Raw genomic sequence first — 21971 nt, forward strand, 5'->3', positions numbered from 1 at the left:
AACGACTTACTACCACAAATAAAATATCAGGCCATTGGGCAATTTTTATTCAAAACACCTATTCATTGATTTTGTTTATCCAAACATTGAAAATCAATTGAAGGCTGATGGTTGCTTATCTGAAATGCCGCCATCTCAACTCGGTTTATCTCCTGTCCTATCTTAAAAAAGCTATGTATTTGCTTTACACTCAAGCAGTCCTCCCCTACTATATTTAGTAGTTACATGCTATCCAACTATTTCATAGTTTTGAATAAAATCCCATTCTAAAACTATGAAAACGATCATTTTCTGTGCGTGTGTGCTGCTCAGTTCGGCGATCTATGCCCAAATCAATGTCATTCAAAAAAATAACAGTGGAATTACCATTAGCCCTAACGGTATCAGAGGGAGTTTGCCCGTCAGCAGCTCGGAAGATTCAACGAATATTTCGATGGGCGAAAATGCGTTGAAAAGCAATGTGAATTCAAAACGGAATATCGCTATCGGCAAAGACGCCCTGATGACCTATTCAAAAGCCTTCAATTCCGGCGACCTGTTAAACGCTTCGCAATTGGCCATCGGTTTTGAGGCATTACGGAATTATACCACTACCGGCCAAGCGCTTAACATCGCTATCGGCACAAGAGCGATGGGCAACATTACGCAAGACGGTGGCAGCATAGCCATCGGGCACTTTTCGATGGAAAACAACCGAGGCGGCAACACCGTAGCCATTGGCCATCGAACATTAAGCAACGGAAGTACCGATACAGACTCCGGCGTTTTTATCGGAGACAATGCCGGAGCTTTTGCCCCAAGTGGCGGCGGCACGGTAGCTATTGGAAGTTTTACGATGAATTATGGCGGCGGTGCCGGCAATACCCTGATCGGAAGCGGAGCGGGAGGAGGTACCACAACTTCCTCCAAAATTGGCAGCCGAAATATCATGATCGGGCTCAATGCCGGAAAAACCGAAACCGGCGACGATAAATTATACATCGAAAATACCAACAGTTCTACCCCACTCATCGGTGGCAATTTCGCCACCGACCGAGTGGGCATCAATCGCTTGATCAGCGATATAACTACCGAAGCCTTTACCTTTCAGATTGGCGGCAACGCTCTTATTACCAATGGTTTAAAACTAACCAATTTGGGAGAGGCCGATGGAAAAGTCCTAAGATCAGATGCCAACGGAAACGCGTCTTGGGCAGCACTGCCTTCTTTATGGCAAACCGCCGGAGCGGCAGGCAATGAAATTCAAAATACCAACGCCGGAGGTTTTTGGTCCAACAATCCGGGCATTGTGCCTTATGCCGCTACCGACATCACCAATCCACCAACAGCGCCCGTAGACGGAGCCGGTACGCGCATGATGTGGATACCTTCAAGAAGTGCATTTCGGTGTGGCACAACAAACGGTGATGCTTGGGATGCCGCCAATATTGGACTTCATTCGTTTGCTTCAGGGTATAATTCAGTAGCAACGGGCGTGGGAAATGTTGCTTTTGGCACCAACGCCATCTCCGACGGCACCTCCAATACCCTTGCCTTTGGAGAAAATACCCATGCCACCGGCGAAAACGGCGTCGCCATTGGGTATGGAGCCCGATCAAATTCACATTTTGGCGTTGCCATCGGAAATTTTTCCTTTGCCGATGGCTCTGTCAATACCATTGCCATTGGTGAAAACTGCAATGCGTTCGGAAACAATGGAATCGCCATCGGTACCGGCACGGGTGCTAATGCGTATTATTCTATGGCAATGGGTTATTATAACATCCTTCCTCCGATAGCAAATGCCACGACATGGGTAGCCACCGACCCGCTTTTTACCATCGGAAACGGTCAAAGCAGCGCAGCAAGAAGCAATGCAATGCTTATGCTGAAAAATGGGAGAACTGCCATTGGCAATACCACACCGGAATCGTATCTTCATGTGTTTGAAAGTGAGTCGGGAGCTACCCCAAGTTCCAATGCCATCGCGACTTTCGAAAAAAACGGCATCGGTTACCTTTCCATTTTGACGCCGGAAGCAAGCGAAAACGGCATTTCCTTCGGCGTGCCTTCCAACTCGGTCAGCGGCGGTATTTACTACAATTCAGCCGGAAGCAAAGGGCTCCAGTTCAGAACCGGCGGCAACAACACAAAAATGTCGATCCTCTCTAACGGAAATGTGGGGATCGGCACCTCTCCCAACGCAAAATTAGACGTAAGTGGAGATATAAAACTGGGCACAAATGGAACCCTTATTAATGAAATCATAAAAACGACCCTTTCTGCCGACCTGCCAAGCATTAATGCAGCCGGCACTTTTGCCCAGACATTTACCGTTACCAATGCTGCTTTGGGCTCCACAGTACATATATCTCCCGAAGATAATTTAAACGACGGCATCATAATCGCCAACGCACGGGTTTCAGCGGCCGGTACGGTTACCGTGAAATTTACCAACATTACAGGCAGTGCCATCAACCCCGCATCCATGAATTTCCATCTTACGGTTATCCGCTAAAGTACACAAGCATATAAAACGATAAAAACCCGCAAAAGCGACGTTTTGCGGGTTTTTATCGTTTCAAAGCTTTTTGCAAAAAGCCTTTGAAACGCCTGTTTTTACTGATTACTGCTGCTAAGGCTGACAAAGTGCGGAAAGTAATTGAAAACCACCTTCGACAACTTTTCAAAAACTCTTCTTAACAGCTGAGTTTAATTACGGCGTATCGGAATGAGCGCGAGTGAGTTGCTTAACCGTGCGTACGGATTGCAAATATCAAAGATCATAATGAGTAACCCGATGGCAAGCACGGCTGAATTTTCTAGTGTGAGTATCATTCTTATTTTAGTTACTGTTAAATTCGTGATAAAAACTGGTCAAGAATTGGCGTTGAGCTTCACTACTTTTTGTTTCCTTCAGAATAAAAAGCCGGGCGTTCATTCAATGATTTGGTTAAAGTTAGCTCGTAAATAATGAATTAACTAACGATTGGCTAACTTACCGTAATTAAATTTTATTTAACGGACCAAATCAGGCATCTTATATTTCTAATGAACGTTCTTTTTGGCACTTTATTTTAGGCATCTTTCCACGGCGCTTTGCATCACTAAATCATTATCAGGGTACAAATTCTACGCTTTGAGGGGGATATGGGGGATAAAGATCGTAAAAGTTGCTCCTTCATTCAGTACGCCGGTTGCGGTAATAACGCCGTTATGGTTCTCAATAATTTTTTTTACAATGGCCAGGCCAATGCCGGTTCCTTCGTATTTTTCTTTGGTGTGCAATCGTTGAAATACTTCAAATATCCTCTTATTGAACCTTGGATCAAACCCGATACCATTGTCACTCACGGAAATGCAGCAATACTTTTTTTGTGGTGAGAGCTTTTCATATTGATAATTGCTCCCATCCACGATAGCGCTTTTTATGACAATATGAGGGAGCCGTTCGGGCGTGGTAAATTTGAGGGCATTGCCGATAAGATTTTGCATTAATTGCCGAAATTGAAAAGGAATAACAGTGGCTTCACACATTTCATTGGACTCAATAACGGCCTGTTTTTCGTGAATAATTTCTTTGAATTCGGCTTTCACTTCGTCCACAATGAGGCCCAGGTGCATGAATTCAAAGGTACGTTCACTACTGTTGACGCGCGAAAAAGCCAAAAGATCCTCAATAAGAACCTGCATTCGTTTGGCTGAGCCCTGTATCCTGCCGAAATAATCTTTGCCTACTTCGGATAAATTATGACTGTCCTTTTCAAGAATGCGCGAGGCAAAGGTTTGTATTTTACGCAGCGGCTCCTGTAGATCGTGGCTTGACACATAGGCAAAGGATTCCAATTCGGTATTCATTTGCTCAAGTTCTCCATTTTTTTCTTCGAGGGCTTCGTTGGCTTTCTCCAGTTCTGCGGTTCTGCTTTCTACCTGACGTTCCAACTCCTGTGCAAAGCTCTTTTCAGTATGAATATCCGTAAATGCACCTACCCATTTTACGATTCGATTGCCCGTTTCATAAACAGGTTCACTGTTTACGGAATGCCAACGGTACTCTCCGGCTTTGCTTTTAATGCGTACTTCGTACTTGTAGGGGTTGCCTGTTTTCAGGCTGTTGACCCATGCCTCATTGGTGCCGTCAAAATCATCGGGATGAACAATAGCCCTCCAAGTCTCCTGACCGTCAGGTTCGATGCCGGTGTATTCTTTCCAGCGCGACGATACATAGGTCTGGTCACCTCTTTCATCCGTTACCCACACCAATTGCGGAAGGGTTTCGGCCAGATTACGGAAACGCTGTTCACTCTCTTCAATTTTTTTACGTGCTTTGACCAAATTTGTAATTTCATCCGCGATGGCAATAATGCCCGAAACAGTGCCGTCTTCTTCCCGAAGCGGTTCGTATAAAAACTTTAAATACACTGTTTCCATTTTCCCCCGGCGCAGCAAAACAAGGGGCATCTCATTGATCAAAGAGGGGGTACCTGTCGTGTAAACTTGGTGAAACAATTGCTCAAAACCCTGTCCGGCAACATCCGGAACAGCCTCAAACAGCGGTTTATTAAGTAGTTGGCTTTCTGTTTTTCCCCATATTTCAAGGATCTTTGCATTGGCAACTTCTACGGTATAGTTTGGCCCGCGCAACACACAAATACCGGTCGGCGCCTGCGAAAATATCTTCTTTAATTGTTGTTCAATGTGTTTGCGGGTACCGGCAATCTTTATCTGTGAACGAACACGCGCCAACAATTCTTTGGCCGAAAAAGGCTTTACCAGATAATCGTCCGCACCGGTTTCATATCCTTCAATTTTTGACTCCTCACCGGCCCGGGCCGTAAGCAAAACAACGGGAATTTGAGCCGTTTGCTGATTGTCCTTTACTTCTTTCAACAGCTGAATGCCATCCATCACCGGCATCATAATATCGGAAAGAATTAAAGCAGGGTTCACCGAAGGCAGCAACGTCAGGGCTTCTTTGCCATTATTGGCCGTAACAACTCGATAGGTTTTCTGAAGCAGCGTTTGGATATGCCCCCGCATATCGGCATTATCATCTACGACTAAAATCGTTGGCTGCCTGTTATTTTTATTTCCGTCGGGCAAAAGTGCTCCATTTTGACCTTTTGCAGAAATTGTTTCGAGCAGGCCGGCAGATTCCTGCAGGTAAACATCTGACGATGCGTCATCAATATAGCCCTCATTATCAACTATCAGTGGTTCCGAAATATGTTCTTTCCCGCAGGGAATACTGACCGTAAATACACTGCCTTTTCCTTCTGTACTTTGCACTCCAATGGTACCGCTGTGCAGACCAACAAGCTCTTTTACCAACGAGAGGCCAATGCCCGTACCTTCAAAAGTTCTGCCGGTCGTATTCTGAACCCGATGAAAACGTTCAAACATATGCGGCAATTCATTGACGGGAATACCGCTGCCGGTATCTTCCACTTCCAGTATTGCCCGGTGATCTTTGAAATAAAGCGAGACCGTAATGCGACCTTCAAGGGTATACTTAAAGGCATTAGACAATAGATTAAATACAATTTTTTCCCACATTTGACGGTCTACGTACACGGGTTCCGGGATCGTATCCGCTTTTACAATAAATGCCAGTCCTGCCTTTTCAATGATCGACTGAAAGTTAGAAGCTAAATTTTTTGTATAGGCCGAAAGATCAACAAGGGAAAATGACGCTTTTTGTCTTCCGCTTTCAAGGCGGCTGAAATCCAACAGCGTATTGACCAATTTGAGCAATCGCATGGCATTGCGATGGGTAGTTTCCAGCTTTTGTCTTTCACCGTTGTTCAAACTGCTTTCCGATGCAGTCATCAATTCTTCCAGCGGCCCCAACATCAGCGTGAGCGGTGTTCGAAATTCGTGGCTTATGTTTGAAAAAAAGATCGTTTTTGATTTGTCCAGTTCTTCCAACGCGGCCGCACGTTTGCGTTCTTCCTCCAAAGCATGCATATTGGCAATGGCCGTAGCGATCTGATCGGCAACGAGTCCGAAAAAACTCCGGTATTTATCATCGATCTGACGATATGGGTTAATGCCGACGAACAGTACCCCAAAAGGTGTTTTGTGGTGGCTTTGAAGGATAGGCAAAACGAGCGCCTTATCGGGAGAGTCCTGCCAAGGGCCGGAAGGCAGATCAGCTATTTTAGTCCGAAGATTTTCAATAATGGCCGACTTACCCGTTTGAAGTACTTCATCCAATTCGGGAAACACTTCCGGCCGTATTCTCCTGTTCATTTGCTCAAATGCAAATGTTTCGGGTAATTCAACAGGCGTTTTTTGTTTGCGAAGCAATACATTTCCCTCTTCACTGACTTGATATAACACCGCAAAGGGAAAGTCCTTTGGTTGTTGCTCAACTACTTCAATGGCTTTTTGATACACTTCCGAATCGTTTGTCGCATTCAAAAGATTTTTACCGAGGTCAGTAAGGGTAGCAAGCTGACGCTCGGAAAGTACTTGTGAAGTATCATCAGTATTGGCGCAAAACATTCCCGCCGTTCCTCCTTTATCTCCCGGCACGGGCGTGTATGAAAAGGTATAATAGGTTTCTTCAGGGTAGCCATTGCGCTCCATAATGAGCAATTGACGCTCCACGTACGTCCCTTCATTTTTATCCATTACCCGCCTGAGCATCGGCTCAATGTCTTTCCATATTTCACGCCATACCACTGCGGCAGGTTGGCCCAAAGCCTCAGGGTGCTTGCCTCCCACAATGGCTTTATAGGGATCGTTATAGAGTTTTATGAGTTCACTCCCCCAGCCAATCCAGATAGGCTGACTCGATGTAAGCATGATCCGAACGCAGGTTTTCAGGCTTTGCTCCCATTGTTCAGGTTCACCGAGCGGTGTTTTTGTCCAATCGAAATTGCGGATGCGCTCGCCCATTTCGCCGCCGCCGGAAAGAAATTCAGGGATTTTTTTGGGATTGACTTCCATAAGTCAAAGGTAGATTTGGTACAAAAAGAACGGGTATGGCAACATAAAAGCTATTGAAAATTACAAAAATATTATTTTGTCCGATACTGCAAACAGTAACTGAGTAAAAGGGCATCCTGTTACTGTTCTCACACTAAACACCCTATGGATGATTCCAGCATTGGGGTTAGTTATTGCAGCTTAACTTTTCAATTTTTAAATAACAAAACTCTTTCCAAATTGTTTTATGCATTTCCTGCATTAAAGAATATCGAACTCTCTTGCATCTACCTGAAAAATACCGACTCTGTCCCAAAATTCTGTGTTCGGATAAATTACCGAGGTTGAGTTTATGAAGACATTTACCGTTTTAAGGAACTCAATTTATTGAAGTTTATAATTCATAATTTTGATACACAATGGTACAAGCCCGACGGAGACTGCTATAAAAATGCCAACTCTTACGTAATTCAATGTTCGCCAAAGTGCGGCTCTGCTCACTAAGTCTGTGCCATAGATTGATGTGTTTGCCATTTTTTGAAATTCAATAATGTTTGGAGCAAAATATATAAGTGTCCAAACCCGCACCGCAAAATGAATCACAAATAAGATCAACAGTCCATTCCGAATACCTTCCAATTTCCAACAAAAAACAATGGCCAACAGAAAGGTGATCTCGTGCACAGAGTGTAGCACAATCCAAAAAGGCTTGAAATCAAGCCCGTATTTTCCCTTGAACAGTTCGAAAGATTCCGGCGGCGCGGCGGTCCATTTCGGAACAATAACGGCTGTTTCAAAAATTTGAGCACCGTTCATTAAGAAGTAAATAAGGGTGGTGATGAAAACCCATATTTCGGCTCTCAGCACGTAATTTGCGGTGAGGTTGTTCATTTTTATAGTGGCTTGTTGTTTAATTCAGCAGTTACTTCGTTCATAACAGCAATGGTTGAAAGCAAATATTTCTCAACAATTTCTCTTTCGTGCGCTGATAACGTTGAGATCAGCCCGACCATTTTGTGCTGCAAATCGGCAAAGGCAGGTCCCAGCAGCAGCGTCGCATTTTCAGTGTTTGGAACGATGATTATTTTCCGCCTATCGTCTTCGTCAAACTCTCTTTTGGCTAAATTTTTCTTTTCCAGCCGATCTATTACTCCCGTGATGGCCCCCGTTGTCAGCCCCGTCAATTTTGACAATTCACCTGCGGTCATGGCACCGTTCCGGATCAGAATTCCCAAATACTTATGGTCTGTTCCCGACAAGCCGGCTTTACCGGCAATGGCCTCGTGCATCATAATGGTTGCATCCGAAAACCGCCTTCCCAAATCGCTGATCGTCTGAATCATGTCAGTATCTAATTCATTGCTCATGGTGTTTTAGGTAAATATATTTTAGCAAATAAATATCTTAGCAGCAAAGATAAATAAAAATCAATTATCAAATTCATTCAATGGCTGAGAAATACAAAAAGTCAAAAGCGGGCAGGAAGTTGTACATAGCGCATAATTCAGGAGATGAGATCATCAAACGCCAAGTGAGAAAAAGAGGCAAATTGCATTTAAGTGGTTTTATCTCTATTTTCAGGTATTCAACTAATAAACGATCGAGGTAATGAAAAGAAATCGCTTGAAAATCTATGCCCTTACAGCACTCGCCTTCAGTACGTTGATGGCCAATGGCCAAATCTTTACGCAATCTCCCGTCAATGGCTCCCTCCTTATTACCCCTAAAGGTATGCAGGGAGCGCCTTACAATTCGACATTGATTTCCAATGCCGCTTTAGGAGCTTCAGCGCTCTCCTTAAACACCACAGGAGATGGAAATGCCGCCATTGGAGGCCGGACGCTTTTTTCCAATACCACGGGATATTATAATACCGCCACGGGTTTTGAAGCACTTTTCTCGAACACCGAAGGTACTCGAAACACCGCCGCCGGAAGTGGCGCACTTTATTGGAATAAGACGGGCTACTTAAACACCGCTACCGGACACGAAGCGCTTTTCAACAACCGAATCGGTTACAAAAATACCGCCATCGGACAAAGCGCCGGTCAAAAGAATACAGCAGGTTCCAATAATACATTTCTTGGATTTGAAGCCGATGCAGCCGATACCAATTATACCAATGCCACTGCCATCGGAGCGAATGCCACGGTCAACGCGAGTAATAAAATTCGCATTGGCAATAACGCTGTAACTGTCATTGAGGGACAGGTAGCGTATAGTTTTCCTTCTGATCGACGTTTGAAAGAAAACATTCTGTATACCAACAGGTTAGGCTTAAGCTTTATCAATAAACTCCAAACGGTGTCTTACAGTTATATTTCCGACAAGACCCACGTTCGTCACGATGGATTCATTGCACAGGACATTGAAGCGGTGATGAAAGATCTCAATGTACCTTTTAGTGGCTTGAAAAAATCAGATGACGGCACATATTCGTTGGCTTATTCTGATTTCGTGATGCCGCTGGTCAATGCCGTTAAAGAGCAACAGCAGCAAATCAATGAACTGAAAAAACAAAATGAATCCCTGACACAAACCGTTGCATCTTTGGAAGATCTGAAAAAGCAAAATGAAATTATCGTGAAAAGATTGGCAGCATTGGAAGACCTGAAAACGGAAACTACCCTTCGTAACTCCGACAAAAAGTAGGTATTATTTATATTATTGCCCAAGCGAATATAAGTAAGCCATAATAATTTAAACTAATTTTGAACAGGTACTTACTTGTATTTGCTTGGGCATTTTTATGTTCAAAATACATATATTTTGGCAGTTTCTTCAATAAGAAATCTCTACCATGCTTTTAAACGTTTTTTCATCGGTCAGGTGCTTTATGATATAATCGGCAAGATCGGCGCGGGAAAGCTTTGAAGGATTATCCAAAGGCTCATTAATGGAAATTCTGTAGTTACCGGTATGCTTACTGTCTCTTAACCAAGGCGGGCGAATAACAGTCCAATTTAAATCGGTTTTGCTCAGTATTTTCTCCATTTCAAGCATGTCACTATAAAGATGACCGAATAATCGTTGCAGGAAATTTTTTGTCATGAACTTCATTATAAAGGAGGCTTTTGACGGCACAACGACCGCTCCGGCGGAAAGACAGATGATACGCTTCACTTTTTCTCTTTGCATTACTTTAATAATATTGCCCACCCCTTCGGAATAAACCGTTGTTGTTTCGCGTTTTTGAATCCCCAAACACGAAACAACAGCATCTTGCCCCGCAATGGCGATTTCAAAAGTGATCGTTTTAAACACATCTCCTTTGAGTATTTTCAATTGCGGATGTTTCAGCGTAAATGCCTCAGGATTTCGAACCACAACCGTCACTTCGTATCCCGCCTCCAATGCTTGCTCAACCACCGATTTACCGGTACCGCCTGTGGCACCAAACACAATTATCTTTTTCATTTTGAGACAGTTACTCTTTTTTGAAGTTTATGAAAATAGAAATTGGAAATCGCCAGCAATACAAAAAAGATCATCGGGTCCAATGACCTCAACAGCCCGGCGCCGCTGCTATAATGAGCCACTGAAGCCGAAATAAGTGTAATACCAAAACCGGCATACGCCCAGTCTTTTACCCTGACCGGAAATTGCGGTAGCAGCAAAACGATGATTCCCACTACTTTGAATACCGAAAGCTCATCCCTTAAATATCCGGGAAGCGCAAAGTGCTCATAGTCTGTTGTATACATTTTGTAGATACTAAACAGCATCACCAAGGCAACTATGCCTGTGGTGATCCAATAAATAAGTTTGTCCTTTTTCATGATCCTTTGACGATTTCGTAAATGATAAATTTATTACGTTTACGTTGTTTACTTGGCAAATATAATACGTTTTCGAATTAATAATCTATTTTCGAAGTACTTTTTTTATCTTTACTACGAAAACGTATTAAAACAATGAACAAGACGATTGAACTGGTAAACTTATGGGGCGCTTTTGAAGAACAGCATCCTACCGGAAGTATTGAAGATTTTTGCCGACACCACCTTGCCAAACAAAGCCAACAAAACACACAAGGCACTTTGGTAGGCGGCACCGTTCCTCCGGTCAATGATGGGTTATTGCTGAAAATAATCGGCAGGATCAGTAAGCTGAATATGAATTACGCCAATATTGCTCTTAAAGGGACCTGCCTAAATCAAATCGAAGAGTTTGGGATGTTATACACGATAAAGCAGGAGAAGAACCCCAGGAAAACAGAAATAATTTACGCTAATCTATTCGAGCTTTCGAGCGGCACAGATATGCTCAACCGACTGAAAACAAGAGGGTTGATTGTAGAATACAATGACATGGAAGACAAGCGGTCCAAAAGAATTGAACTGACTGAAAAAGGAGAAATAGCCGTAGAAACCTGTAAGGTCAAAATTTTAAAAAATGCCGCTATGATGGTGCATGACCTAACTGATGACGATAAAGAACTTTGTATTCAATTATTGAAAACCATTGAGATAAAATTTTCATCCATGTGGCAAAAGCATAAGGAAAAAGACTTTGAGGAAATCTACAACGAAGTGGTGGAAACAACCGAAACGAAGTAACTCTCCGGTTGTATAGTACTCTGAATTTTACCGATACTTTTTCCTTATGATTCTCCGGGTTACTACACGTCAGTTATTTTCTTATTGCCATTGCCGAGCGGTTTTCAGCTACTGAAAATCGCAATTAATAGTTCTTTTTGACCGGTATCATCTTCCTTCTTTTAAAAACCGGCTAAAATAGTTTAAGTCTTCGCTAATTCCCTTGGTTTCTCGATCTGTGGGGCTGCTACCTTTGCATTCAACAAATAGGTTGTATTATTTTATTAAAAAGTATGTCTTTATCTTTATTTAGTCTGTCAGGTAAAAGAGTATTGGTGACGGGAGGAACCCAGGGAATCGGCTATGCCATTGCCAACGGACTTGGCAAGGCAGGGGCAACGGTGTTGGTCAATGCCCGAAATCAGGAAAAACTCAATCAATGCATTACGGCATTACGCAGCGAGGGTATTGACGCCGGCGGTGCCTTATTTGATGTAACAAATGCCGAGAGCGTAAAGGAGGCAATTACGCACATTGAAACGACCATTGGACCCATTGATATTCTGGTCAATAATGCGGGTATCATTCGACGCGCTCCTGCTGAAGAATTGCCGGAAGCAGACTGGAATGAGGTGATTTTGACCAACTTAACGGCTCCTTTCATGGTTTCTAAATACGTAGGGCAGCACATGATCAAGCGAAAAAGTGGGAAAATAATCAACATCTGCTCGCTCATGAGTGAGCTGGGTAGAGACACCGTTTCGGCTTATGCCGCCGCCAAAGGAGGTATTAAAATGTTGACCCGAAATCTGGCTACCGAATGGGCACATCATAACATTCAGATCAACGGCATCGGGCCGGGTTACATCGCCACCCCTATCAATACATCTTACCGGGAAGAAGGCAATCCGCTCAATGATTACATCATCAGTCGAACGCCGGCGGGACGTTGGGGATCGCCCGAAGATTTGGTTGGGGCCGCCGTTTTTCTGGCTTCCGAAGCCTCCGATTTTGTGAATGGACAGATCATTTACGTAGACGGGGGGCTGTTGACTTCTTTTGGCAAACCATTTAAACAGTAGCGAGATTTGAGTAGTGAGTACTCAGAATAAGTACTTTATTTATTTGAAGTTTCTGAAAGTTAAAAGTAAAAAAACCGTTCTCCATTTTCCATACTTTTTGCGTTCTCTGTTATTTTAACTCATTTTGAAAAAGATAAAGAACTTTCGTTGGTGGATTGCGGCGCTGATCGGCTTGGCAACGGCAATTAACTACCTGGATCGACAAAACCTGCCCATTGCGTTGAGTGAGATCCGAAAAACAATTGCGATCAGCGATGTTGACTATGGGCTGATCAACAGCATTTTTCTGTTTTCTTACGGCACTATGTACGCCATTGGCGGTCGCATTTTAGACATTTTGGGGTCAAGAATGGGCTACGCCGTCATGATCGTGTGGTGGTCGTTGGCTAATATCATGCACGGCATGGTTTCGAGCGTAACCGGGTTGGGGCTTGCCCGTTTTTTATTGGGCCTTGGCGAAGGAGGCGGATTTCCGGGTTCGGCCAAAGTAGTTTCGGAATGGTTTCCGGGTAAAGAAAGATCGCTGGCATTCGGCATTTTCAACGCAGGTTCGAGCGTTGGTGCGGTCGTGGCTCCGCCCCTGATCGCGGCTATTATTGCCGTAGCCAATTGGCGCTGGACCTTCATCATTTCGGGTTTATTGGGCTTGGGTTGGGTATTATTTTGGCTGCAAATTTATTCATTACCCCAACAAAGTAAATTTGCCGATCTACGGGAAAAAGAATACATCGCTTCTTCCTTAAAAGCAGAACGCAGCACTGTGTCGGAAGCGCAAGTGCCTTGGCTCAGTCTGTTCAAAGACAGGGATGTATGGACAGTGATCATCGTCAAATTCTTTCCTGATTCGGCTTGGTACTTTTTCATTTTCTGGCTTCCCAAATACCTCAATGATGTGCGCGGACTTGACATTAAAGGCATTGGCGCTTACGCTTGGATTCCTTACGCTTTTGCGGGCATGGGAAGTTTGCTGGGAGGTTGGTTAAGCAGTTATCTGTTGAAACGCAATTTCCCGATTGACTTGGCGCGAAAAATTCCGTTGGGAATCGCGGCGGCCTTATTACCTGCTTCACTGTTGATCACGAGTGCATCCCTGAATATGGCCATCGTATTTTTCAGCATGGCTATGTTTGGACATCAACTGTATTCTACCATTGCTCAAACGCTTGTCACCGATCTTTTCCCTTCCAAAGTCGTTGGGTCTGTGACCGGACTGATGGGCTGTTTGGTGACCTACGGAGCCATGTTGTTCAGCGTGATCATTGGTTTTGTTATTGAAAAACACGGGTATGGCCCTGCTTTTATTATATCAGGCTTGCTGCATCCGTTAGGCTTTTTACTGGCGTTGGCTTTGATCAAAAGGAATAAATTCATTCAAATAACTCTCCCCACCACCTAATCATACCGTACAATGAAATTGTCCATTGCCATTGCCGATACACACGCTTTACCCAGCGCATTTGTGGTGTTCCGAGGGTTCAATGAGTGCATTCCCAAAGCCGCCCGATTGGGCTTTAACGGGGTTGAACTGGCGCTGAAACGCGCGGATGAAATCAATATTCAACAATTACAAACTTTACTCGATGAAAACCAATTGGAGGTTTCATGTATCTCAACCGGGCAGGTTTACGCTGACGAGGGGCTGATGTTCACCGATGCAGATGCCGGAAAAAGAGAGCAGGTAAAGGTCATTTTCAGGGAATTGATCGATTTGGCAGAGAACTTCGGCCAGCTTGTCAACATTGGCCGGGTACGGGGGCAGATCGGGAACCGTTCGAAAGATGAAGCGGAAAAGTTATTTATCGCCGTCGCGCAGGAATTGTGTGACTATGCTCATCCTAAAGGAGTTACCTTAATTCTTGAACCCGTAAACCGCTACGAGATCGACTTTATCAACAGCGTGGAGGAGGGCGTGGAATTGATGAAAAAGGTGAATCGGCCCAACATGAAGCTCATGCCCGATCTCTTTCATATGAACATTGAAGACCGAACCATTGGGCCGGAATTAGCCAAACACATTCATTTTATCAAATACATTCATTTTGCCGATTCAAACCGATTAGCACCCGGACAGGGGCATCTGGATTTTCAGAAAATCCTCAATGAGTTATTCAAAGCAAATTACGACGGTTGGGTTTCCATAGAAATTCTTCCCAAGCCTGATGCCGATACGGCAGCCCAACAATCGGCCGAATTTTTATTGCCCTTGGTAAAAGAATACAATGAAAAAAGAGAGGAAGTAAACGTATTAATCAAATAAAAATCAGGAGTTTAGCGTCATACCCAAACTAACCATGAAAAAGCCGAATATCTATATTGGAAATGACCACGGCGGCTACACCCTCAAAGTGGCGTTGGTCAATTACCTGACCGAAAAAGGATACGAAGTAGAAGACGTGGGTTGTCATTCGGAAGACATTGTCAGGTATCCTTACTACGCCGCCAAAGTGGCTAAAGCGGTATTAGCCGACGCCGGCGCCAGAGGCATTTTGCTTTGTTCGACGGGCATTGGCATGAGCATCATTGCCAACAAATACAAAGGCATCCGAGCGGCGTTGTGTTACAGCAGTTATCAGGCAAAAATGACCTCGGCCCACAACAATTCAAACATTCTTTGTTTGGGCGGACGATGCATCGGGGTTTTTGAAGCCTATGATATGTTGAACAATTGGCTCGAAACACCTTACGAAGGCGGTCGGCATGACATCTCTTTGGGTCTGATCAAAGACGCCGAAGAAGTAAATTTTTCCGATGTGCAATGGCCGCAAAAAGAATGAAAAGGCGTTGATCGTTCTTTGATCTTTTAACAGTATTGCCAATGTACGAATGTCTTCTTTGAATCACGGGTCATACCGGTCAATTTTTAAAAAACGGCTCGTGATTTGGCCTTTTTTGTGATTCATATTAACAGTTTTTCCTTCCGATTATCCAAGTAGTTGCTAAAATAGTTTAAGTATTGGCTAATCCACTTTATCTCTCTGCGATTTTAGTACTATACCTTTGTATCAAGCTTTTGAACAAAATAATCTCATTTTAATACAAAATAAAAGTGATATGAAATCCCTGCACCTTTTTGTTACGATCATTTTTGTCGCTTGTTTTACGTTGATGGCCGGGCTACCCACTACGGTTGCACAAGGGCGAAAAACAATACAGGTACCTGCTGAAACGATAGCGGATAAAATCCGGGGAGGAATGCTGGGCCAAATCCTGGGCAACCTCAACGGACTTCCCTATGAGTTTAAATACATCGAAACGCCCGGTGATCTCAAAAACTACATCCCTTCGCTGCCCGCCGGTGCAATGACCGACGACGACACCGATTTTGAATGGGTCTATATCCATACCATGCAGAAAAAACGCAGCGTTTTTCTGCCGTATGATGATGTGTATGCCCTTTGGAAGGAACGCATCAATCGCAACATCTGGTGCTCCAATCGCTACGCCCGTTATCTAATGGACATTGAAGTAAAACCTCCTTTTACGGGCTACATTGCACTGAACCCCTGGGCGGAATTCAACGTTTCGGGGCAATTTTTGTGTGAAACTTTTGGCTTACTCGCACCTGCCATGCCCCAAACAGCTTCCAAGATCGGCCTGCACTACACAAAAGTGGCCATTGACAACGAACCGGCCCAAACCACGCAACTCTTTACTTCCATGATCGCTACTGCTTTTCTGGAAAAAGACATCAACAAAATTCTGGACGCGGGTATTGCTTCGATTGACCCAAAAAGCAACACGCTCAAGATCATTAATGAAGTAAAACAATGGCACCGCCAAAATCCGAACAACTGGGTGGAGTCGCGCCGGTTGTTGAAAGAAAAATATACGCAGGAAAACAGCCGCACCCGCGACAGAAACGGAACGGAACTTAACACAGGCGCTATCATCATGGCTCTGCTGTACGGCAATGGCGATTTTGCCGAAACCTTGAAATTGTCTTTTAATATCGGTTGGGATGCCGATTGCAACGCCGCCACGTTGGGAACCATCCTCGGTGCTAAAGACGGCTACCGCAAAATGATGAGTGAAGGTTGGATGATCGTTGACCGATACAAAAACACCACCCGCGACAAAATGCCGATGGATGAAACCATTACCAGTTTTGCCGACCGTCTGATCGACCTTTTTGAAATGGTCAACGAATCCAACGGCGGTAAGAAAACCGTTGTCAATCAAGTAGTTGTTTACGAAATACCAAGTGAAAGCCCCGCGTCTGTGCTTCCATTGGCCTCACTGGAAAACCAAAAAGTCACATTGCAGAAAGACTACGAAAAAGACATTACCGACCATATTCTCAAAGGCACCAAAGAGCAAAAAGCGCAGGCCGCTTACATGGCCGTTTGTTTGGATCTCGACAAAGGGTTAAGCAAAAAATACCCCAAAGAGTGGGAACAGGCTCGCTACGAGCTGAGCGGTTACTGGCGCGTCATGAACAACATTTTCTTCGGTGACTTTTTGAGTTTAAGCAAGTTGAAAGAAAAATTTGTCGCTGCCGGATTCAAAACACCTGCTAAACGATACACCGATCAGGAGCTCTATGGCAACAACGTAGTAGTGTGGAGAAATCCGCAGGAACTGTACGCCAACTAAAACTTACTTCAAAATCCTAATTTTTATGAATTCCAACTCTACTTTAGCGTTGGCCGGGAGAATGTTGAAAAAATGGACGATTTTTTCGCTCTGCCTGGCCTTGTGGAATCCCGTTTTTGCAAGAGAAATTCCCGCAGCAAAGATTGTAATTACGGGGAAAGTAACCGATGGAAGTAACGGCGAAGCTTTGCCGGGAGTCAATATTCTGGTGGAAGGGACGACCATTGGCACAGCCACCAATGCCGAAGGAAAATACTCCATCGAAGTGCCCGGCGCGGAATCATTTCTTGTGTTTTCGTACGTGGGTTATGTATTCCAAAAGGTGGCCGTGGCGGGGAAATCCGTCATTGACATTAAAATGGAAGCTGATCTTCGCAAGTTGGACGAAGTAGTGGTGGTCGGTTACGGAAGTCAAAAAAAGAGTGACATTACCGGTGCCATTTCTTCCATTGCTCCCAAAGCCCTGAAAGAAGTTCCCGTCACCAATGCTCCTCAAATGCTTCAGGGAAGAGCGGCGGGCGTATACGTATTAAACACCGGCAACAAGCCCGGATCGGGTGTTTCGGTACAGATACGGGGCCGGCGCTCGTTCAGTGCAGGCAATGATCCTCTTTACGTGGTGGATGGAATCCCCATCAGCGGCGGCTTTAATGATATCAATCCGGGCGATATTGAAGCCATGGAGATATTGAAAGATGCCTCTGCTACCGCCATTTACGGTTCTCGCGGTGCCAATGGGGTCATCATCATTTCGACCAAAAGAGGAAAACAGGGCAAGCCCACCGTTACGTACAATACCTATTTCGGGGCTTCACGGATTTTGCGCTACGCCGATCTGATGGATGGACAGCAGTTTGCCGAATACAAGCGCGAATCCAGAAGAGCCGTAATCAATACCGCCACAGGACGGCCTTTATACGACGATGCCGACCCGCAAGCCGACTCGAAAATATTCGAAGCCGTTGAATTAGAGTCCATTGCGCAGGGGCGCTCAACGGATTGGCAGCGATTAATGGTTAAAAACGGCAATATACAAAACCACGAATTGGGGGTATCGGGCGGTACCGAAAATACCAAATTCAACGTGGCTCTCGGCTATTACCGAGACATAGGTATCATCTCAGGGCAGGACTTTATCCGCTATACGTCACGCATTAATATTGACCAGAATTTGGGGCAACGTTTCAAGTTGGGAATGTCTACGTTGGGTTCGTACAGCGAGCGCAACGGCGAAGATGTAAACCCGTATGGTCAGGGTGCGGATTTCGGCGCATTGACCGAAAATCCGTTAGGAAAAGCATACGACGACAAAGGTGAACTGATCTTTCTCCCAACGGGCGATGGGCTTCGCAGCAATCCATTGTCGGAATTGGTTCCGGGTGCGGTCATTAACCGAACCAAACGTTTCCGATTATTGAGCAATATTTTTGCCGAAGCAGAAATCATTGACGGACTGCGGTTCAGAATGAATTTTGCCCCTGATCTTACCAAAAACAAAAAAGGTGATTTCCGAGGCCGATACACCAATGTGCGTCGCTTGGGCGATCCGGCCGCCTCTTCCTCTGAAGACTTTACACTGGCGTACACGTGGGAAAATATTCTTACTTATAAGAAGCGATTGGGTGAAAAACACAGCATTGATTTCACAGGATTGTACAGTCTGCAAACCCGTCAGTTTGAAAGTTCCGCCATCAGCGTCGCGGGCCTTCCCATTGAGTATTTTGAATATTACAACTTGGGTGCCGCTTCCATCATCAACAGCGTAAGCAGTCAATACGAAAAATGGTCCATTTTATCGTATATGGCGCGTATCAATTACGCCTACGATAATCGCTTTTTGCTGACGTTGACGGGTCGCGCCGACGGTTCTTCTAAATTTGCCGAAGGAAAAAAATGGGGCTATTTCCCTTCCGCAGCCCTTGCGTGGAATATCAGCAATGAGCCTTTCATGAATGGGAATCAGCTTTTTTCCAATTTAAAACTCCGAACAAGTTACGGAGCAACGGGCAACGAAGGTATTCTCCCCTACCAAACCAACGGATTGTTGGCCAGAACCCAATACGATTTTGACGGAACAGCCGCCTTCGGTTACAAACCTTCCAGTATTCGAAACAGTGACCTGCGTTGGGAAACCACTACCACTCTGAACGTCGGTATTGATTTTGGGCTTTGGAACAACCGCATTACCGGCGCCATAGAAGTATACCAATCCAAAACAACGGATCTGTTATTGCCCAAGTTGTTACCTATTACGAGTGGTTTTGCTTCCATCATTTCCAACATTGGTTCAAAACGCAACCGAGGACTTGAATTTTCTGTCTCCACCCTCAACATTGCGGCCAAAAACGCAGGCGACCTGGAATGGAGTACCGATCTGAATTTATTCACTAATAAAGAAGAAATTCTGGAGCTTTCGCAGGGAAAAGTGGATGACATTGGCAATTTGCGGTTCATCGGCCAACCTGCCGTGGTATACTATGATTTTGTAAAAACGGGGATTTGGCAACTCGGCGAAGAAAGTCAGGCCAAACAATTCGGCTCCATTGTGGGCGGTATCAAAGTCAAAGATGTAAACAACAACGGCGTGATCGACCCCGCCGACCGTCAGATATTGGGCTCTGATGTACCAAAATTAGTGGGCGGCATGACGCATCGCTTTGAATACAAAGGCTTTGATCTTTCCATCTTGGTGTTCTCGCGCTTTGGCAGCATAATCCAGAGTCCGTTTCATGGTTCTTTTCGGTACCTGTCGGGTAGGGTTAATCAATATAATGTAGATTATTGGACCAAAACCAACCCGACCAACGCCTATCCGCAACCGAATGTAAATCAGGAATCACCTATTTACGGCTCTACTCTTTCGTACATGGACGGTTCATTTACCAAAGTTCGCAACATCAATCTGGGCTATAATTTCTCCGCCAAAGTTGCTCAACGGCTCAAAATGCAAACCTTACGGGTGTACGTCAGCGCACAAAATCCGTTTGTATTTTCTCCGTACACCTCTGAGTATAATGGCATTGACCCCGAATTTCCTACCACCAGTACCCCACCCGTCAGAACATTTTTGGCCGGTCTAAACATCAAATTCTAACCGACGAAATCATGAAAAAGAAAATAGTCCTCTCACTGTTGGGTATCAGCCTTTTTCTTTCTTCCTGTTTAAATCAACTCGAAGAAGATGTACGCACTCAGGCAACCGACCCTTATCTAACAACCGCAGCGGGTTTTCAGGAAGCCGTCAACGCTGCCTACGCTTCGCTGAAAACCGTTTTTTGCGCCATCGAAGACAACGGCATCATTCCCATTATCACCGTTTTCGGAACCGATACGTTCACCAACGGTTTTGACGGAGGCTTCAAAATGATGAATTTTTACAACAGCGACCTGAATCCGCGCACCAACGCCGTGACGTTCAACTGGAATAATCTTTACACATCCATCAACACCTGCAACGCGGTTGTCAGTCGTGCTCCACAAGTTACGGGTTTGGCGGAAGATGTGAAAAATGTACGCGTCGCGGAGGTCAGGTTCATACGGGCAGAATATTACTTTCTATTGGTACAACTCTTTGGCCCTGTGCATTTAACCCTCACCGAAACGGTCGGTATTGAAACCACTGCAACGCGTGCGCCCATAAAAGACATTTACGATGCCATCATCAAAGACCTGGAGTTTGCGGTACAAACGCTGCCCGTTACCGCCGCCAATTATGGCCGTGTGACCAAACCCGCCGCGGAGAATTTATTGGCAAATGTGTATTTAGCCCGCGCCACTTCGGAAGCAAAACAGGCCGGCGATTATGCCAAAGCCGCCGAATTGGCCAAAGGAGTTATCAGCAAATACAGTTTCAAGTTGTTGGACGATTTTGGCAAAGCGTTCGAACAGGGTTCCGGCGAGAAAAACTCTGAAGTGATCTGGGCCATTCAAAACAGTAAGGATGTGATCTCGAACGGACCCGGAAATTCGATGCACCTGTATTTTATCATGAAATACGATGACCTGATCGGAGTGCAGCGCGATATTCCCAACGGCCGGCCATATGCCCGTTACAAACCTACCGATTTTACATTAAACACATTGTTTAACAGACAATTAGACAGTCGTTACGACAAAAGTTTTAAACGCGTATTTTACTGCAACAAACCGGGCACTTATACCATTAACGGCAAATCTGTAACCCTCGCCACCGGCGATACCGCCGTTTTTTTACCCGACCGAGAATGGACCGCCGATGAGATCAGTCGGGCAAAATACAGCGTTTATACCCCAAGCAAGCAAACTGAAAGAGTTTTTCCTACGCTTACCAAATTTCTTGACCCGCAACGAGCGGGCGTCAATGACATTCCCGGCTCCAGAGACCTTCTATTCTTTCGGCTTGCCGAAACGTACCTGACCGCCGCCGAAGCCCTGATGATGAGTGGAAATAACGCCGAGGCCGCTACCTACATTAACGTTGTTCGTCGGCGCGCGGCCAAAACGGGCGCTACTGCCGCCGCCACGGAAGCCAACCGCACTGCAATGGAAATCTCTCCCAATCAATTAAACATTGACTTTATATTAGACGAACGTGCAAGAGAACTTTTGGGAGAAGGCACCCGTTGGATCGATTTGGTACGGACGGGAAAATTGGTAGAAAGAGTAAAAAAATACAATCCCGTGGCCGCACCCAATATCAAGGATTTTCACGTTTTGCGGCCCATTCCGCAGCAGCAAATTGACCGGACAGAGGGAGAGTTTAAACAAAATCCCGGGTATTAGTTCATACGTCATTAAACTTTCCAAGTCTTGTTCGTTCGAAATCAAGACTTGGAAAGTTTTTAAAAGCCAAATCATACCTGTTTTC

The 21971-nt window shown here is 44.9% G+C and carries 15 protein-coding genes; 10 read left to right on the forward strand and 5 right to left on the reverse strand.

The window, feature by feature from the left end; all coding sequences use genetic code 11:
• Positions 1–274 precede the first annotated feature (274 nt).
• Positions 275–2497 (forward strand): hypothetical protein, encoded by a 2223-nt coding sequence (locus tag ACQY73_RS08730; protein WP_428664283.1) that lies wholly within the window; start codon positions 275–277, stop codon positions 2495–2497.
• 614 nt (positions 2498–3111) lie between these two features.
• Here ACQY73_RS08730 and ACQY73_RS08735 read toward each other — a convergent pair.
• The 3 genes from ACQY73_RS08735 to ACQY73_RS08745 all read right to left on the reverse strand — a co-directional run bounded on the left by ACQY73_RS08735 (position 3112) and on the right by ACQY73_RS08745 (position 8279).
• Positions 3112–6933: an ATP-binding protein gene (locus ACQY73_RS08735; RefSeq protein WP_428664286.1), complete on the reverse strand. Its 3822-nt coding sequence runs from the start codon at positions 6931–6933 to the stop codon at positions 3112–3114.
• Positions 6934–7296: 363 nt separating this feature from the next.
• On the reverse strand, positions 7297–7803 hold the full coding sequence (locus ACQY73_RS08740; RefSeq protein ID WP_428664289.1) for a transposase: 507 nt from the start codon (positions 7801–7803) through the stop codon (positions 7297–7299).
• A gap of 2 nt (positions 7804–7805) precedes the next feature.
• Positions 7806–8279, reverse strand: a complete 474-nt coding sequence (locus ACQY73_RS08745) for a MarR family winged helix-turn-helix transcriptional regulator (RefSeq protein WP_428664292.1) — start codon at positions 8277–8279, stop codon at positions 7806–7808.
• A 241-nt stretch (positions 8280–8520) separates the two neighbouring features.
• Here ACQY73_RS08745 and ACQY73_RS08750 point away from each other — a divergent pair, with 241 nt between their 5' ends.
• The gene (locus tag ACQY73_RS08750) at positions 8521–9564 is read left to right on the forward strand and encodes a tail fiber domain-containing protein (RefSeq protein WP_428664295.1); all 1044 of its coding nucleotides are present in this window, start codon (positions 8521–8523) and stop codon (positions 9562–9564) included.
• 129 nt (positions 9565–9693) lie between these two features.
• Here ACQY73_RS08750 and ACQY73_RS08755 read toward each other — a convergent pair whose 3' ends face one another.
• Both ACQY73_RS08755 and ACQY73_RS08760 read right to left on the reverse strand, forming a co-directional pair.
• Entirely contained in the window at positions 9694–10329 is a 636-nt protein-coding gene (locus ACQY73_RS08755; protein WP_428664298.1) for an NAD(P)-dependent oxidoreductase, read from the reverse strand.
• On the reverse strand, positions 10326–10691 hold the full coding sequence (locus tag ACQY73_RS08760; RefSeq protein ID WP_428664301.1) for a DoxX family protein: 366 nt from the start codon (positions 10689–10691) through the stop codon (positions 10326–10328). Before ACQY73_RS08760 ends, ACQY73_RS08755 begins: the two co-directional genes overlap by 4 nt.
• A gap of 135 nt (positions 10692–10826) precedes the next feature.
• Here ACQY73_RS08760 and ACQY73_RS08765 point away from each other — a divergent pair, with 135 nt between their 5' ends.
• The 8 genes from ACQY73_RS08765 to ACQY73_RS08800 all read left to right on the forward strand — a co-directional run bounded on the left by ACQY73_RS08765 (position 10827) and on the right by ACQY73_RS08800 (position 21886).
• Positions 10827–11471: a MarR family winged helix-turn-helix transcriptional regulator gene (locus ACQY73_RS08765; protein WP_428664303.1), complete on the forward strand. Its 645-nt coding sequence runs from the start codon at positions 10827–10829 to the stop codon at positions 11469–11471.
• Positions 11472–11743: 272 nt separating this feature from the next.
• A complete protein-coding gene (locus tag ACQY73_RS08770; protein WP_428664306.1) occupies positions 11744–12532 on the forward strand; it encodes a gluconate 5-dehydrogenase in 789 nt (262 codons plus the stop codon).
• A 124-nt stretch (positions 12533–12656) separates the two neighbouring features.
• On the forward strand, positions 12657–13928 hold the full coding sequence (locus ACQY73_RS08775; RefSeq protein WP_428664309.1) for an MFS transporter: 1272 nt from the start codon (positions 12657–12659) through the stop codon (positions 13926–13928).
• A 12-nt stretch (positions 13929–13940) separates the two neighbouring features.
• A complete protein-coding gene (locus ACQY73_RS08780; RefSeq protein ID WP_428664312.1) occupies positions 13941–14789 on the forward strand; it encodes a TIM barrel protein in 849 nt (282 codons plus the stop codon).
• 34 nt (positions 14790–14823) lie between these two features.
• Positions 14824–15306: a ribose 5-phosphate isomerase B gene (gene rpiB, locus ACQY73_RS08785; protein ID WP_428664315.1), complete on the forward strand. Its 483-nt coding sequence runs from the start codon at positions 14824–14826 to the stop codon at positions 15304–15306.
• A gap of 277 nt (positions 15307–15583) precedes the next feature.
• On the forward strand, positions 15584–17125 hold the full coding sequence (locus ACQY73_RS08790; protein WP_428664318.1) for an ADP-ribosylglycohydrolase family protein: 1542 nt from the start codon (positions 15584–15586) through the stop codon (positions 17123–17125).
• Positions 17126–17150: 25 nt separating this feature from the next.
• Positions 17151–20219: a SusC/RagA family TonB-linked outer membrane protein gene (locus ACQY73_RS08795; protein ID WP_428664321.1), complete on the forward strand. Its 3069-nt coding sequence runs from the start codon at positions 17151–17153 to the stop codon at positions 20217–20219.
• An 11-nt stretch (positions 20220–20230) separates the two neighbouring features.
• Entirely contained in the window at positions 20231–21886 is a 1656-nt protein-coding gene (locus ACQY73_RS08800) for a RagB/SusD family nutrient uptake outer membrane protein (protein ID WP_428664323.1), read from the forward strand.
• Positions 21887–21971 lie beyond the last annotated feature (85 nt).

This window comes from Runella sp., from assembly GCF_965279615.1.
Taxonomy (GTDB): domain Bacteria; phylum Bacteroidota; class Bacteroidia; order Cytophagales; family Spirosomataceae; genus Runella.

Excerpts from the sequence above, each read along its gene's own strand:
- ACQY73_RS08755 (WP_428664298.1), bottom strand. The coding sequence starts at position 10,329 with ATGAAAAAGATAATTGTGTTTGGTGCCACAGGCGGTACCGGTAAATCG.
- ACQY73_RS08760 (WP_428664301.1), bottom strand. The coding sequence starts at position 10,691 with ATGAAAAAGGACAAACTTATTTATTGGATCACCACAGGCATAGTTGCC.
- ACQY73_RS08735 (WP_428664286.1), bottom strand. The coding sequence starts at position 6,933 with ATGGAAGTCAATCCCAAAAAAATCCCTGAATTTCTTTCCGGCGGCGGC.
- ACQY73_RS08780 (WP_428664312.1), top strand. The coding sequence starts at position 13,941 with ATGAAATTGTCCATTGCCATTGCCGATACACACGCTTTACCCAGCGCA.
- rpiB (WP_428664315.1), top strand. The coding sequence starts at position 14,824 with ATGAAAAAGCCGAATATCTATATTGGAAATGACCACGGCGGCTACACC.
- ACQY73_RS08790 (WP_428664318.1), top strand. The coding sequence starts at position 15,584 with ATGAAATCCCTGCACCTTTTTGTTACGATCATTTTTGTCGCTTGTTTT.
- ACQY73_RS08770 (WP_428664306.1), top strand. The coding sequence starts at position 11,744 with ATGTCTTTATCTTTATTTAGTCTGTCAGGTAAAAGAGTATTGGTGACG.
- ACQY73_RS08750 (WP_428664295.1), top strand. The coding sequence starts at position 8,521 with ATGAAAAGAAATCGCTTGAAAATCTATGCCCTTACAGCACTCGCCTTC.
- ACQY73_RS08800 (WP_428664323.1), top strand. The coding sequence starts at position 20,231 with ATGAAAAAGAAAATAGTCCTCTCACTGTTGGGTATCAGCCTTTTTCTT.
- ACQY73_RS08730 (WP_428664283.1), top strand. The coding sequence starts at position 275 with ATGAAAACGATCATTTTCTGTGCGTGTGTGCTGCTCAGTTCGGCGATC.
- ACQY73_RS08795 (WP_428664321.1), top strand. The coding sequence starts at position 17,151 with ATGAATTCCAACTCTACTTTAGCGTTGGCCGGGAGAATGTTGAAAAAA.
- ACQY73_RS08765 (WP_428664303.1), top strand. The coding sequence starts at position 10,827 with ATGAACAAGACGATTGAACTGGTAAACTTATGGGGCGCTTTTGAAGAA.
- ACQY73_RS08740 (WP_428664289.1), bottom strand. The coding sequence starts at position 7,803 with ATGAACAACCTCACCGCAAATTACGTGCTGAGAGCCGAAATATGGGTT.
- ACQY73_RS08745 (WP_428664292.1), bottom strand. The coding sequence starts at position 8,279 with ATGAGCAATGAATTAGATACTGACATGATTCAGACGATCAGCGATTTG.